10 protein-coding genes and 1 pseudogene are annotated in these 15,965 nt (G+C 35.7%); 6 read left to right on the plus strand and 5 right to left on the minus strand.

Features of this window, described 5'->3' with window-relative positions; all coding sequences use genetic code 11:
* The coding region (locus CTN07_RS20065) for a GGDEF domain-containing protein (RefSeq protein WP_146154894.1) at positions 1-385 on the plus strand (385 nt) is incomplete at its 5' end.
* 887 nt (positions 386-1,272) lie between these two features.
* On the opposite strand, the gene ppsR is transcribed toward CTN07_RS20065, so the two are convergent.
* Entirely contained in the window at positions 1,273-2,109 is an 837-nt protein-coding gene (gene ppsR / locus CTN07_RS20070) for a posphoenolpyruvate synthetase regulatory kinase/phosphorylase PpsR (protein ID WP_005306871.1), read from the minus strand.
* A 327-nt stretch (positions 2,110-2,436) separates the two neighbouring features.
* On the opposite strand from ppsR, the gene ppsA reads away from it, so the two are divergent.
* Positions 2,437-4,797: a phosphoenolpyruvate synthase gene (gene ppsA / locus CTN07_RS20075; RefSeq protein ID WP_005306874.1), complete on the plus strand. Its 2,361-nt coding sequence runs from the start codon at positions 2,437-2,439 to the stop codon at positions 4,795-4,797.
* A 942-nt stretch (positions 4,798-5,739) separates the two neighbouring features.
* Here the strand turns inward: ppsA and CTN07_RS20080 are convergent.
* The 3 genes and pseudogenes from CTN07_RS20080 to CTN07_RS20090 all read right to left on the minus strand — a co-directional run bounded on the left by CTN07_RS20080 (position 5,740) and on the right by CTN07_RS20090 (position 11,010).
* On the minus strand, positions 5,740-7,203 hold the full coding sequence (locus tag CTN07_RS20080; protein WP_005306877.1) for a WD40 repeat domain-containing protein: 1,464 nt from the start codon (positions 7,201-7,203) through the stop codon (positions 5,740-5,742).
* A 23-nt stretch (positions 7,204-7,226) separates the two neighbouring features.
* Positions 7,227-9,467, minus strand: coding sequence for a TonB-dependent hemoglobin/transferrin/lactoferrin family receptor (locus tag CTN07_RS20085; RefSeq protein ID WP_005306880.1), 2,241 nt, complete (start codon positions 9,465-9,467; stop codon positions 7,227-7,229).
* Positions 9,468-9,874: 407 nt separating this feature from the next.
* Positions 9,875-11,010 (minus strand): annotated as a pseudogene (locus CTN07_RS20090) (IS3 family transposase).
* A 216-nt stretch (positions 11,011-11,226) separates the two neighbouring features.
* Between CTN07_RS20090 and CTN07_RS20095 the strand changes: the two are divergent.
* The 3 genes from CTN07_RS20095 to CTN07_RS20110 all read left to right on the plus strand — a co-directional run bounded on the left by CTN07_RS20095 (position 11,227) and on the right by CTN07_RS20110 (position 13,897).
* Complete coding sequence (locus tag CTN07_RS20095) at positions 11,227-12,204, plus strand: hypothetical protein (RefSeq protein ID WP_005306883.1); 978 nt, start codon at positions 11,227-11,229, stop codon at positions 12,202-12,204.
* Positions 12,205-12,557: 353 nt separating this feature from the next.
* The gene (locus CTN07_RS20100; protein ID WP_036766317.1) at positions 12,558-12,911 is read left to right on the plus strand and encodes a hypothetical protein; all 354 of its coding nucleotides are present in this window, start codon (positions 12,558-12,560) and stop codon (positions 12,909-12,911) included.
* 500 nt (positions 12,912-13,411) lie between these two features.
* Positions 13,412-13,897, plus strand: a complete 486-nt coding sequence (locus CTN07_RS20110; protein WP_036766236.1) for a COG4315 family predicted lipoprotein — start codon at positions 13,412-13,414, stop codon at positions 13,895-13,897.
* A 351-nt stretch (positions 13,898-14,248) separates the two neighbouring features.
* Here the strand turns inward: CTN07_RS20110 and CTN07_RS20115 are convergent, their stop codons facing one another.
* Positions 14,249-14,608, minus strand: coding sequence for a hypothetical protein (locus tag CTN07_RS20115; RefSeq protein ID WP_198137228.1), 360 nt, complete (start codon positions 14,606-14,608; stop codon positions 14,249-14,251).
* Between the two features lie 378 nt (positions 14,609-14,986).
* On the opposite strand from CTN07_RS20115, the gene CTN07_RS20120 reads away from it, so the two are divergent.
* Positions 14,987-15,913 carry a porin gene (locus CTN07_RS20120; RefSeq protein WP_005306886.1) on the plus strand — a complete coding sequence of 309 codons (927 nt, stop codon included), beginning with the start codon at positions 14,987-14,989 and terminating at the stop codon, positions 15,911-15,913.
* Positions 15,914-15,965: the final 52 nt, after the last annotated feature.

A 15,965-nucleotide genomic window follows, 5' to 3' on the forward strand; every position in this document is an offset into this window, starting at 1 on the left:
GTACTATTTAGTACTAATTGATATTGACAATTTTAAGCTAATAAACGATAGATATGGGCATGATGTTGGTGATTATGTTTTAAAGAAATTATCAAACGTTATTTCTCATTTATTACCAAATAATTCTGAAATTTATCGAATTGGTGGAGAAGAGTTTGCGATTATTTTTAGGGGATGCCATCCTCAGAATATTGTGGATATCATGAATCATATAAGAATTAATGTTGAAAATTTATCATGGAATAGTATAGATAAGGTAACCATTAGTATAGGTATCGCAAGATCAGATAATAGTAAAGATGTATATAAAAAAGCGGATGAACTTCTGTATCTTTCTAAGACTTCAGGTAAGAATCAATTATCAATTGAAGAAGACTACATATGAATGATTCCATTTACTTCTAAGAAAAGAGCCATCCTTGGCCCTTTGATTAGGTGTAGTCGATTCTTCGGGACGAAAACTCAATAATGAGTGTATGGCCATCACACTAGACAATCGTTACTGTTGAGTTGTTTGCCGCAATAGCATACTTGATACTATGCAATATTGTCCTGATATTGCATCATAGCGTTCAAGTTCTAAGTACAGAAAAGTAGATTGTAAGCGTTATTTGCTCCATATCATGCCTTTCATTCTTGGCCCGATATTTAATCATGTATACTCTGCCGAATTTTTACCATTTATCTTGTTGATGCCATTCATGTAAGATGTCGCAACCCCGCTTTTAGTGTTAACCATTTCTGATGAGTGTTGACTGTTAATAATTACATTATGATGGTTTGGGTATGAGCAGCTAAATATTGAAAATACATTATAACTACGTTTATCTAATGTGCATGTTGAATCGCCACACAGGTATAAGTCTCCTTTATTTATGGTAGATACATTGCCGATTGCTGTATTTTCTAAAAAGTACTCAATACCAAGTTGTTCATTATACTCTAAGGCTTGTTCCGCATAACCACTAGAGAAAATGATTACTGGCAGTAGTTTGATAAGTTTCTTTATTGTTCCTTCATAATCAGAAACTCGTCATATAATTTATACCCGAAAAAAATGTGATAAAACACTTAATAGCTATAATGCATCCCAAATCACACTATATATAATTTGGGATTTTAGTGTATTCTTTTATGAAATAAATCATTGACATTAACTATCATTTCAATATGAAGCATTATTAAATTTAAATTATCTGTGGTTCATAGAAAAGAACCACAGACAATTTAAATTTAGGACATAACCAGCTCTTTGATTTATTGGAAAAATATCTAACAAAATAGACGACGCTTCGTTCCGGCTCTTTCAAGAATTCGTGTAGTTATCTCTTCTACTGACAAAAACGACGTATCGATATAAGGAATTGCCTCTCGTCTAAACAGGGCTTCTACCGTATCAAGCTCCAACTTACATTGCTCTGTACTCGCGTATTCGCTACCTGATAGGCGATTTTCGCGGATCTCATTTAGGCGATCAGGATTAATGGTTAAGCCAAATAACTTATGTCGATAGATTTCAAATTCGGGCAATAAACGCATCGTATTGATATCTTCTGCGATAAATGGATAGTTGACTACGCGTAAACCAAACTGCATGGCCATATAAAGACTGGTTGGTGTTTTACCACTTCGAGATACTCCAAGAAGGATAATGTCTGCCTCTTTTAAACCTTTGAGTGTAAGGCCATCATCGTGGGCAAGAGTGTATTCAATTGCAGCTATACGATCGAAATAAGTATCTGAATTTTTCTTCACGCTACGAGAACGCTGCATCTTGGGTTGAGGATCCATCTGAATATCATCCTGTACCCTTTGAACAATGCTTTCTAGTACATCGTACTTGTACGCGGGAGCTTTAAGTAATATCTCACGAATTTCTGGCACCACGATAGAAAAGAAAACTAAAGGTTGTACTCCATTTTTCTGGAATGAAATTTCGATTTCTTTGATGACATCAGTAACTTTGTCTTCACTTTCAACAAAAGGAAATGTTTTTTCATTAGGAACAAAGGGAAACTGGCTCAAAACAACATGTCCTAATGTCTCACATGTTATGGCCGTTCCGTCAGAAACATAGAACACATCACGACTTTGGGGTTTTATTTTCATTTTAGTTTAGTTGTTCAAATTAATTTGAGTAGGATGGCTTACATCATATTAATAAATGAGTTTAGCTTGCAATTACGTTTCCTACAGCTTAAAGAATTCTTCGGCATTTTTTTGAGGTGGAGCGTAATCGTTTGCTTTTGTGTTAGCCACGATACGTTGTTGGTAGGTATTGCATCAGAAAATCTGGTTAGGCTCTGGCTGGGAAACCATTGTAACTTCCCTCATCTTCAATGATGGCTATGGACCCCATATTTTGTCTTGCGAAGATACACACTGTTCGAGGTCAGTATTGATCCCTATAAAACTGCAATGTTTTTGGAGGAATATATGCAACAAAATACTCTCTGGTTTAATAAACTATCCATGAATGACGTCGACAAAGTCGGCGGTAAAAATGCTTCACTTGGTGAAATGGTTTCTAATTTAACTAATGTTGGAGTATCCGTGCCAAACGGCTTTGCAACAACATCGTATGCATTTAACCAATTCCTTGATTATGAAGGATTGGATGAGCGTATTCATCAACTACTTGATGAGCTGGATGTTGAGGATGTTGAAGCTCTACGCAAGACAGGTGCTACCATTCGACAATGGGTAGTAGAAGCTCCATTCCCAGTGGACCTTGAACAAGACATCCGTGATAATTATCAGGAACTAATAAACAATCATCCAGGCATCTCTGTTGCTGTTCGATCTTCTGCAACAGCAGAGGACCTACCGGATGCGTCATTTGCTGGTCAGCAAGAGACCTTCTTAAACGTTAAAGGTATTGATGCCGTTCTTGAAGCAACCAAACTTGTTTATGCATCTTTGTTTAATGACCGTGCAATTTCATATCGTGTACATCAAGGATTTAACCACCGTGGTATTTCGTTATCGGCTGGTATTCAACGTATGGTACGATCAGACAAAGCCTCTTCTGGCGTAATGTTCACCCTAGATACTGAGTCAGGTTTCGACCAAGTTGTATTCATTACATCTTCATGGGGTTTAGGTGAAATGGTGGTTCAAGGGGCTGTTAACCCTGATGAATTTTACGTACACAAACCTATGTTAGATGCAGGTCAACACTCTATTGTTAAGAAGACATTTGGCTCAAAACAAATCAAGATGATCTACTCAGGCCGTCAAGAGCTTGGTAAGCAAGTTGAAATTATTGATACATCAGTTGAAGAACGCAATTCCTTCTCTTTGAACGACAAAGAGATCGAGGATCTCGCTAAGCAGGCTATGATCATCGAGAAGCATTACCTGCGCCCTATGGATATTGAGTGGGCAAAAGACGGTATCGACGGCACACTTTACATCGTACAAGCACGGCCAGAAACAGTATGTTCTCAAAATAAGCAAAATATAATAGAACGTTATGAATTAAGTAATAAAGCCGATGTGCTGGCTGAAGGTCGAGCCATTGGTCAACGTATCGGTAAAGGCCCTGTGCGTTTAATTCATTCTTTGGACCAGATGCCATTGGTACAAGATGGTGATGTACTTGTTACTGACATGACAGATCCAGACTGGGAACCGGTGATGAAGAAAGCTTCTGCAATTGTGACGAATCGAGGTGGTCGAACTTGTCACGCAGCAATCATTGCTCGAGAGCTTGGAATTCCAGCAATTGTTGGTTGTGGTGATGCTTCAACTAAACTCGCAGATGGCAGATATGTTACCGTCTCGTGTTCCGAAGGCGAAACTGGTTATGTCTATCAAGGCGAGTTGGAATTTGAAGTAAAACGCTCGTCCGTCGATGAACTTCCACGACTACCAATTAAAGTGATGATGAACGTTGGGAATCCCGATCGCGCATTTGATTTTGCGCAGATCCCAAATGAAGGTGTTGGTCTTGCTCGCCTTGAATTTATCATCAATAAAATGATTGGTATCCATCCGAAGGCACTGCTCAATTTTGATACGCAAAGCGATGACTTAAAAGAAGAAATCAATAAACGTATTCGTGGTTACAAGGATCCAATTGATTTCTATGTCAGCAAATTAACTGAAGGTATTGCGACTATCGCATCAGCATTTTGGCCAAAACGCGTCATTGTTCGTATGTCTGACTTCAAATCAAACGAGTACAAAAATTTGGTTGGAGGTAAAGACTACGAACCAGTTGAAGAGAACCCTATGTTAGGCTTCCGCGGTGCTGCTCGTTACATATCACCAGTTTTTAGTGACTGCTTCGAACTAGAAACGCAAGCGATTAAACGAGTTCGTAATGAAATGGGTCTGAAAAACGTTGAAATCATGATCCCATTCGTTCGTACACTAAGTGAGGCCTCGTCGGTTATTGACTTACTGGCTAAGCACGATCTACGTCGAGGAGACCAAGGCCTAAAGATCATAATGATGTGTGAATTACCATCAAACGCAGTACTTGCCGATGAATTCTTAAAGTACTTTGATGGCTTCTCTATCGGTTCAAACGACATGACTCAGCTCACTCTGGGCCTTGATCGTGATTCTGGTGATGTTGCTCTACTATTTGATGAACGCAACCCTGCAGTAAAAGCTATGCTAAAAATGGCGATTGACGCAGCAACTAAAGCAGGTAAATACGTGGGTATTTGTGGCCAGGGACCATCAGACCATGATGATTTTGCTGAATGGTTAATGGACCAAGGGATCAGCTCTGTCTCACTTAACCCAGACACGATTATCGATACCTGGCTGAAGTTAGGAAAATAAGAAATATGACAGTCTAAAGCTCGCTTATTTAGCGAGCTTTATGCTATTTACGATAAAATTTCTCTTTCAAGGTATCTCCTCTTAGTATAAATGGGATTATAGAGTAGGGACGGTATGAAATCTTCCTGATGTTAGACGTAACTAACGCGATGTAGATAGCTCTAATTTTACAGATTAATCGTAGTTACTCTTTATTACGGCTACATATTTTATTATATCTGGACGGGAAAGACCGGAGATGACTTGAGATACTAGACTTTGATTTTCTTTATTTAGATCGCTTCATTATGTTAGAAATGTCTAAGACCTTGATAATTTCTTTAGCCCTTACGACCCGAAAATGTTGCACAATTCATTTGTCAATTCGTATAACGATCAATTGATGGCGTTCGTCATTCATAGGTGGTGACCATTCATCGGTTACACATTTTAGTTTATTGTATAGAACATGATACTTCGTAAGTTTTTCATAAGGCTATATTAGGCCCAAATCCTCATAAACATCAGACTCCTTAAGTTTCGTTGAATAGCTTGTTTGGTTATTTAAATAACGGCTAAGTCATTAATTTTAACCCATATTCATCAAGCGTTTAAAATTCATATCAATCAAACAGATAAGAATTAAGATAGATAAACATAAGACGTTTGAGTTTTGGCTTCTTGAGTGATTTAAGTATGAATATTTGATGAAGATAGATATAAGTAATGATGTAAATATGAAATCAGCCTTTATAGTGAAACCCTCTAACTCTGATTTCCAATCCTCCCAAAGTACACATTTTTTCGCTGCATATAAAAACCCTTTTCACTCGAAGTGAAAAGGGCTGTTTTGTTAGTCTTTATACCAACACTAAATGGTATTACGAATGATCAATACCATTATAACCGTAAATTTTTCATTACCAGTTGTGATTTGGCAGTTAAAAAAGCATTAGATTTCCACTATTTATACTCTACGATTCGGTTACCAATCGTTGATTGAAATATTTTATTATCGTCACTCACGGTCACTACAATTCTATCATTATCTAATCTATTTGGCCCATTATAACCTTTAGTACAAAATTGGTTATCTTCAATCTTAGGCGGCTTTAAATATTGGGTTAAATTCCATTTTTGATTCTGACGTAAATAAACAAATGAAGCGCCAGTGAAAATACGAGATGGTCCATATTTACCAGGACATTCTTGTTTGTTGTCAGTTGATACTACATTAGTTAACAACGTATCAGACAAAGATGTCGCTCCAAAATGATTAAAATCGTCATTAAAAGAAGTAGCAACAAGAACTGTACCGTCACTATTAAGTGCGATATCACTACCGAAGTCATACCCATTAGAGCTATAATTTTGCCAATCTTTGTAATAAAGTTCGTCAGAAATAGGCTTTTCAATAGTGGTCTCTAGTTTGTAAGTACCCTCTTTTTTTGTATACAGATAAACTGTGCTATTGTTGTCAGAAAATGCAGTAACAAGACCATTTTGATTAAGAGCTACGCTCGATACCATTTTAGGCAAATCTAATGTTTGTACTCTTTCTGGATGCTGTTTGTTTTTAAGTGAATACCAAGAGAGTTTTGAGCCTAAATTTGAAATGATTGCAGTTGAGCCATCCCCACTTAACGCCATATCATAACCAAAGTATGTATCGTTATCAGGCCCATCAAACTCTGAAGCCATATTCCATTGTGCTTGATTCGGATCGTATTTATATACATACACAGTACCGCACGGAGAATATTCATTAGTACATCGCACCGATTTTTGTTGCGGCGCAGAGACTAATAGGGTTTGACCATCAGCACTTAGATTTACATGTCGACCAAAATTAGCGTTCGCAACAAGCGATAATGGTTGAATATTTTGTTCAACTTTAAAATTTTCACCATCAAATTTATAAAGATAAACTTTACCTATATTACTTAATCCACCTTCTGAAGCATAGTAAGACCCAATAGATAGTGTTTTACCATCACGGCTAAATGCCATCGAATTACCAAATAATGAAGATCGACTATCGGCTGATGGGGTAAGCTTATTAATTAATTTCCATTGACCTTGATGTTGTTGGTAAATATTAACTCTACCATTTTTCGTATCTTCATCATCATTAGATACTGCTAGAAATTGGCTGTTAGGACTAATTTTTAGGTTTCTAATTTTTGTTAGGCCCAATTGAGGCATCAAAGTACTCGTTAAAGATTTAGTTAGATCAGATGGGATGATTTTCTTATCTTTTTCATCTAATTTGCCATCAACAGAAGGGGAGATTGTTTTAGACGTAGAGATCGCTTTATCTTTATTAGTTAATTTTCCTTCGATAGATGGAGCATCATCACCACCTCCATTACAAGCAGATAACGTGGTAATCATAGCACAAAGCAAAACTTTCTTTTTAGATTTCATAATTAATACATCCTGTTAGCTTATTAAATTTTTATCTCAACACCAGCTTTCCAATTAACACCAGGAGCTGTAAAACGATTTAAACCAAGACCATCATCATCAACCATATTCGTTGAACCAAACGTAGGAATACTCCGTACAGAATCCCAAGTCTTATATTTTTCATTTAAGAAATTAAAAATACCTGCGTTAAATTTGATATTTTTATTTAATTCATAGTTGACAATAAAATCCATAACCAAAGCACTATCACTAGTGTATTTCCACGGTTTTCCATTACGAATGGTATCTTGGGGATCTTTTTTACTGATATATGTGGCGTATAATGAAAAATTATAGTCTTCAATGTCGAATTTAAAATTATTTGTCCACTTCCATGGCTGTATTGTCATTAGTGAGTCGCCATCACTTCCTTTACCTTTACTATAACTAACACGGGATTGATACCAAATAGGATAGTAACTATCCACTAATTCCGATACATTTAATTTAAATCTAGCATCGAATCCATAAATATAAGCTGAATCTACATTTCTATATTGAAAGTATTTTTGATCGTCAAACTCTTTTGGATAACGTATAGGATCATAGTATTTATTTTTAACTAATCTATATTCATCTTTCAAATCAATGAAATTATTATATTTAGTATAAAATGGATTGAAAGAAACATACCAAGAATCAGCAACATACTCTAAGTATAATTCATTTGTTAATCCAGTTTCTTCTTTTAGATTTTGATTAGGTTCAAATCTATTAGCAGCAAAGTCATCACCATATGTAAAGTATAGTTCTGTTGCATTTGGAGCTCTAAATCCGGTACTAATTTTATACTTTATATTAAACTGTTCATTAAATTGATAATCATATAAAGCAGAATAAGTTAGCCCTGAAAACGATGTATCTTCCGGAAGAACAAAGGTATCACTATAGAGATGCTCTGAGATAGACTTACCATTTCTTTTCACGTTATGATGATAAGCATCATAACGTAAACCCAATGCAACTAATTGACTTGGCGTAATATCTATTTCATTTGTTAAAGCAACATAATAATGTTCTGTTGTCACTGGCTCAATGATACTATTAGATATAGTGGATGTTCTATCGCTAAAATAAAACGTATCCACGTTATCATTTGATACTTTTTTTGTTTTATAACCATACATTAACTGATTCAATATCGACAAAGAACCGATATTATTATCCGTTAAGCTAATTTTTTGATCAAAGCCCACAGAAGACTGATCTAACCGTCGATTGTAGTTATATTCTTTTTTATCATTCTTAAATTCATAAACATCACTATCTTTTACTTGAGATATTTTTTGGTGATATATCTTAGTATCAATCTCATTAATATATTCACCTTGATTTTTATAATTCCAATCAATGGAATAACGTTGTCTTTGGCCTATACTGTGCGTCTTTCGATAATTCGAGCCAAATAATTCCCAAGAACGTTCGTCAACATTCTTATCTACATCATAATTTTCATAAGTGAGCGTAATCTTATTGCTATCATTAGGAAGTAAATTTGATTTTACTAATATATTATGAGAATTCTTATTTAATGGATCAACTTGAGAGCGAGCTCGTCCATAAGTATCATTGCCTTTGTCACGCGTTTTTTGCTCATGTCCAGTAGTATAAGTATATAATACTAACAAATCACCGAAGTCTTGCTTAAGAGCAACCCCTGAAGTTGTTTTTACTTCTGAACTATTGCTAGCGTAGATCGTTTTGTTATACAGGCCATATTTTTTATTTCCTAAGATTAAATCTGATGCGCTTTTCGTTGTATAAGAAACAGCCCCACCTAAACTACCAGATCCCGTAAATAATGAATCAGTTCCTTTATTAATAGAAACAGACTTAACTGAATCTAATTCAATTTCATTAATAGAGCCATCAAAATATCCATAATTTGTGTAGATGATATTCTCAAACGTTTCTCCTTGATGAATGCCGTCGACTAAAATTGCAACTCTATCTTGATCAACGCCTCGAATATTAAATCCACTACTTCCTGAATTGGCTTTTTGAACAACGCTAACTCCAGGTTCATTTTTAACCAAATCGTTAATATCTAGAATTAATTCATTATTTATTTCCTCATTACCAATAGTGATATCAGCTTTATTTAAAGCATCTTCTTTAGCTTCAGAAACAACGATTTCAGCAAATCGACTAACATCTTCGGCATGGAGATTACAGCTGATAAAAGATAAGGAGAGAAGCGGTAATATATTTTTACGTCCCATATAATTAGTAATCATCAATGTTGTTGATAATGATAATATTTATCATTTAAGGGATGCCAATGCAACATTTATTATAGTTTTTGAGCATTTTTAGCAAAATTTTGCGATGGTCATAAATTTGACGTATTACAGATATAATGAACCAATGAGCGTATAAAAATGCTCACAGATAAGTAAAGTAAAAATACGTATCACTATGCTTTCTTGATTTCATCCAAACTAAGAATTGAATACGCCACTATAGTAATTGTCTGTCAAAGCCTCTTTTTAAGTGTGGCTTTATTATTTTTACTCTTCTCCGATTATTTGATTAGTTATAAAGAACAATAATCAATCGAAGCCTGGAGCCAGATAACATTTTGTGCTTTCTTGTGTTCAGAAAAACAAGCTAGTTTAGTGTGCAGTGGTCAACCAATACTGGCCACAGTTTTAGAGGTTAACTGATATAATCGTTCAGATTCATTTGGGGTTAATCCGCCATTATATTGGTGAGGCCTTAATTGGCTGTAATAGCCAATAATATATCGAGTGATTTCGTGTTTTGCTTCAGCAAAACTACGATAGCCAATATTTGGAATCCATTCTGTTTTTAAACTTCTAAATAAACATTTCATTGGTGCGCTATCCTAACAATTTCCTCATCGAGATAAGCTTTGTTTAATTTGGTTTCTCCATAATAATTGGTGATAGTAACGACTTGTATAACGGCTATCTTCATCTCTGTGATGCATAATCCCTCTGGGCTTATGTCGTGATTCATAGGCCATAATAAGTGCTTTACCTGTTAATCGATTGTCAGGCGATAGAGACATCGTCCAACCAACAGATTTTCTCGAAAATAAATCAATCACCCCAGCAAGATACATCCAGCGATGTCCTACCCACACATAAGTCACATCACCAACCCAAACTTGATTCGGAGATGTAACCGCAAATTGACGATATAGATGATTTGGAATCGTAATATGCTCTTGATTTGCTTTTCGGTATCTATGTTTTTGTGATTGGCAACTAACAAGATTAAAGGCTTTCATTTGTTTGGATGCATGATATCTACTCAAGGGGATACCTTGAGTAGTAACCATATCTACAATAGTTCTTGCTCCAACAGAACCATTACTTGCAGCATGTACCTCTTTGATTCAACTACGAAGTTTTATCAATTCAATAAAAATAGATTTTGGCCGTCTTTGCCAATATTTATAACTACTACGATGAACATCAAATACTTTGCATAATGTTGTTATACTGTGGCTCTTCTTGAGTTTCTCGATTAATGAGAATTGTTCAATGAGTCTGACATCAAGAGGGCGGTGACCTTTTTTAATATTTCATTATGCTCTTCAAGAGTTGCTAGTTTCTTCTTTAAATTTCGTATTTCAATCTGTTCTGGTGCCATTGGTGAAGATTTCGGGGATTTACCTTGGTGTTCTTCTTTTAATTGGCGAACCCACTTATCCATCGTAGATTTATCCATATTTATAGCTTGAGCTGCTTCTAATTTAAATTCAGCACTAAATAATCGTCTTGTTCGTTTTGTCATGATGTCACCGATCCATATTAAGAGGTGATGATATCACCTCTTAATGGGTGACCAGATTTAATGTACCACGACAACCTTTGACTAGTTAAAAATCAAATATTCCTCCACATCATGATGTAACGTTATGAATCACGACAGAAAATTACTTAAATAATATTAATTCTCACTTCCTACACCTTTATAGTGGATTACGAAAACAGTATAGGAGAAAATATTATGAAAAAGTTTTTATCAGTAGCTATCTTATTGGCATTAAGTTCAGCCGCGAATGCAACCCAAAAGTCTGTCTTCCCAGATGCAGTTGATCCAGCATTAACTGCTTGTACGGATTTACGTTTAGATAAACTAGTAAGAAAAGGTGCTAGTCAAAGTTCAGATCTGACGGTTGGTAACTATAAATACAATACTGATGGAAAAATTATACAACGGGCCTATTTAGATAGCACATTTGATTATGAATATAATATTGATGGAACGCTAAAAAAAGCTAGTGCTTTAAGAGCGATGAACCGGGAAGGTATTATCATTGAACATACCAAAGAGAATTTTATTTCTGACTATACCTATGAAAATGGGAAAGTAACGAGAGAAGTAAGACAAGTGTTTAGTTCTTCAGCATCAGATCTCAATGGTGCCCCAGAAGTAACTTATCAAATTAATTATTTCTACGATGCTAATGATAAACTCACCCGGAGAGAACAAATCAACCAAGCGAACAATAGTAAAATATTATATACCTATACGTTTAATGACCAAGATCGATTATCAAAGATTAATGAAGAACGGAAGACTGGTAATCAGATCACTGATCGAGATGTTCTCTTACTGACATACAATGATGATGGAGAAATTATCAAAGCAGTTCATAAGAAACCATTGATGGGGAACACTACTGATGAACCACCTATTATTAAAACTGTAGATATTAGTTATTACGCTAGTAACGATGACGTATATCCATTCTATTACGTAGACCCTATTAAAGAGTGGAAAGTAGATCGTGATTTCTTTGGGCTTTCTTTCCATCGTATTCAGAAAATAGTCACAACGGATCCAACTAAAACCATTTCTATTTCTTATGTATATCAAGATGATAATGAAGATTTTCTCCCTGATAGTTTTACAGCCACCATGGCTATTACATTTGGTGATAAACAGCAAACAGTAGTACAACAATATAGTTTAGAGTATTAATCGAATTAAAAGCAGGCGGTCTGGAACGATAGTACTTGGAACTTTTAGTCTCAAGATGTTACAGCGTAGAACGCTTAGATAACAAAGATTTGAAGTAGCGTTGTAGTCCAATTTTTCTGTTCAAAGTCTGCTTGCTTAGGCAATAAGGGTGACTCACTCTGGATTTGAATCTTTGCTGTAATTAAGATTTTCTTGATTACAAAACAGCGCCGCGATGCCATGTAAATAATGCTTGTTATTGATGGTGAACGGCGCTCATAAAAAGGCTCCCTTAAAAATTATTTTCATAAGATTGCAATTTTTCTTTTAGAGCGAAGTTCTATTACTCCATGAATTGGCACATAGGGCTCAATATGCTTAGAAATATTACAATAGCTTTAGGAGTAGGGTTCATTGGCAGTATCGCCAACGTATTCGCTATTTATCTCATCAATCCATTGCAAGGCCTGCCCTTACCTGATCATACTTTTATCTATAAACAAGTTTTTTGGGGCGGGTTATGGGCATTGCTTTATTGTTTGCCTTTTTTAAAACAAAGGTGGTTTATCAAAGGAGCCATAGTAGGCTTTACCGCAAGTTTATGTACCTTCTTTTTCTTTCAAACAATTCCTGTCACACCAATTAATATTATAAAAGCGTTTATGGTAAATATTGTTATATGGGGAGGATGCTCATCGTTCTTTTTTTATAAAGCGACATTGTCATGAATGCGTCATAACCACATGATTTTGATAGGGTTAAAAGAGAATAAAATTATCATTACTGACGTGGTTTTACTATTCGCATTATTTTTTGCAAATGCATCTGATGATGTAGCCAGACATCAAAGTAAATACTCTGTCGAGGAAATTGCCAATCGTTTTGAAGAATCAGCCATCAACAAAGGAAATGACGATCTTTACGAGGATCGGCCATTCACAAAATGCGCATAAGATAAATTTAGAATTGTGACCGACAAAAATTCATTATCTTCGGTAACCTTAAAATAGATTCCCGTTTAATGCAATGTAGCCAGATACTGCAATAGTAAAGATGCGATAAATAGAGTCTGGCTATCACATAACGATCCAAACCGTTATGACATAAAGGGTTGTGATGATGTTGCGAATAAAACATCAAACGTGCTGAACGTTTGGCCCAGGATACAACATCAAATTAGACCATTAATTTCACATATAGTAACTTAGTTTTAACAATGGTAGTTATCATGAAGAAAACATTTATTCATACATCATTACTTTTATTATCAATATCTTATAGTGCCTTTGCTTATGATTTAGAGTACCCAACTGAACCGACATTTAAAATGACCTCCAAAGGAAGCCTTCTTGTTGGTAAAGATAATTTGGCACTTTACACATTCAAAAAAGACGTTAATTCACCCATTCCTCCTAAATGCACTAGTATGAAGGACAAAGGTCTTTTAGGTTCGTGTTTAGCGAGATGGCCTGCTGCAATCGTTACGATGGAAGAGATGAAAACCTTAATCTTACAAGATCCAAAATTCGGTGCAGTATATAACAATGAGCTCAATAAATTACAACTAACGTACTCAGGTCTTCCTGTTTACTATTGGTTTAAAGATACCAATAAAAACAATTTTACCGGCGATGGTGTTGGTAATTCTTGGTCATTAATTTTAAAAGATATGCCACCGACAATGTTTAATGGTTTAGCGACCATAACTAGGTAGAACTAACTTTAAACTGGAGTCTTATGTCTTATTAACCTAAGAAAGTGAGGCTTATAAAACCTTATCCCAACACATTATGATCATAATCAGCAACCACTGTAGGTCAGATGACAGTTTAAATAAGAATTTACCTCACTTTTTTGATGGTTCTAAATGCGACAGACATTATACCGATATGTTCATCACTAATGAGTGTCAACTAGCAGATGGGATAAGATTACTCAATCTCAGAAACGAAAAATCTAGCATTCTTAGGTAGAGCGTCGTTACGATACTCACTAGTAAAATTTTCATATTCATAGTGCCTATTACCCACTTTGCGACAAAATAATATTAGGTCAAGATATTTAATTATTCCGGAAGCAATGGCATAACAGTTCGCAACAATAGCACAAAGAATATGCACAAGCCGATGATAATATATGAATTTTGTTTGGGTTGTTTTCGGTAACGATCAATGATGAATACGCGGACATATAATAAAATAATTCCAGCAATTAATAAGATAGGAATTTCAATTAGATTACTCAAGCTTTGAGGACCATATCCAACAGAAGCTAAGAAACACCAAAAGAACAGCGAGATTATTGGTAAACAAATATCACTCCAATAAAGAGCATTTTTTCTTTTAGCGTTAACCCAAGCGAAAGATACTAAACTTACATAAATAAAACATACAAAAGCAATAAGTAATAAAGATTCAATAACCAATACTGGCTCCTCTAAATAATCAAACTTAAAAGCAATTTAAATCTATCAAAAAGTCTTAAATAGGAACAGCTGCTAACCTTCGGCCGGACCAGATATCTCTACCTAAAATAGAAAACTGCGACCTATAATCTCACTTTTGGCCTCTAATGCTCGCTAATTTAGCGGGTATTCTTATTTTTATGTCAGTACTAATTACCATTATTTTATCTGATGAAGGATATGAAGCCAGGTATACGGTTTGTATTTTAAGCATGATGTAAGTCCTTTCAGGGCAATAGCGGTACTTAAACATACCAAAAAGGGATATATAAATTGACTCATCAATGTAAATAGGTATCATTCTCAATTAGAGATTAATCCCAATAAAGATGGTATTTGATGAGTAAGAACAAAATAGCTTTAGGTCTGTTATCTTTGGCTAGTGTTAGCGGGGCAGCTAACGCAGCTAATATTTACAAGACTGATGATTCGACCCTAGATATTGGCGGACGAATTGAGGCGAGAGCAGAACATCGAGATGATAATATTAGTGATCTAAGTCGTGTACGATTGAAGATCGAGGGCGAAACAAAAATCACGGATAGCGTTAGCGGGATCGCTCAATTCGAACAAGAGTTCAAAGACAACTCACAAAAGACACGCCACCTTTACGCCGGGATCAAGTCAGTTATAGGCAATGGAACCGCGACTCTCGTTTATGGTAAGACTGATGGTTCAATGAGCCTTGTAACTGACATTACAGATATTCAAGCAGCTTACGGTGCGATTGCAGCCGATAAATACAAGGTAGGTAAACGCATAGCCAATAGTCTAGCTTTTGACTACATGAACGAGAATGGGACATCATTCGCGGCGAACTATGCCGGAGCCGAGGGTAAAGATATAGGCGATTTTGATAATGGTTTCTCGATTGGCGCATCTCAGAGCTTTGGGGACACTGGACTTATTGCTGGTATTGGTTACGCGAAACAAGAGAAAGTCGATAAGAAAGAGAAATCGCAACTTGATTATGCCATTGGGTATCAATACAAAAAGCTATATATAGGCGCTCTTTACTCAGCTCGAAGAGTCGGAGACAAAGAGGGTGACGGTTACGACGTTGTTACAGCTTACAAGATTAACTCCACATATAAAGCGACTGTCGGTTTTGGCGAATTACATTTCGATAAGGGCGACGACTCGCGCGCTGTTAATGCTGACATTACTGCGAAATGGAATAGTCATTTCCGAACATACGCAGCAGTTAATCGCGATCTTGTAAATAAAGATACTCAAGGTATGCTCGGCGCACGCTACGATTTCTAATAGGCCTACTTGCGTTAGGCGCTTTCATCTCTTGCTCTGCTTTAGTGGCATA

It is taken from the genome of Photobacterium damselae, assembly GCF_003026815.1.
Classification (GTDB): domain Bacteria; phylum Pseudomonadota; class Gammaproteobacteria; order Enterobacterales; family Vibrionaceae; genus Photobacterium; species Photobacterium damselae.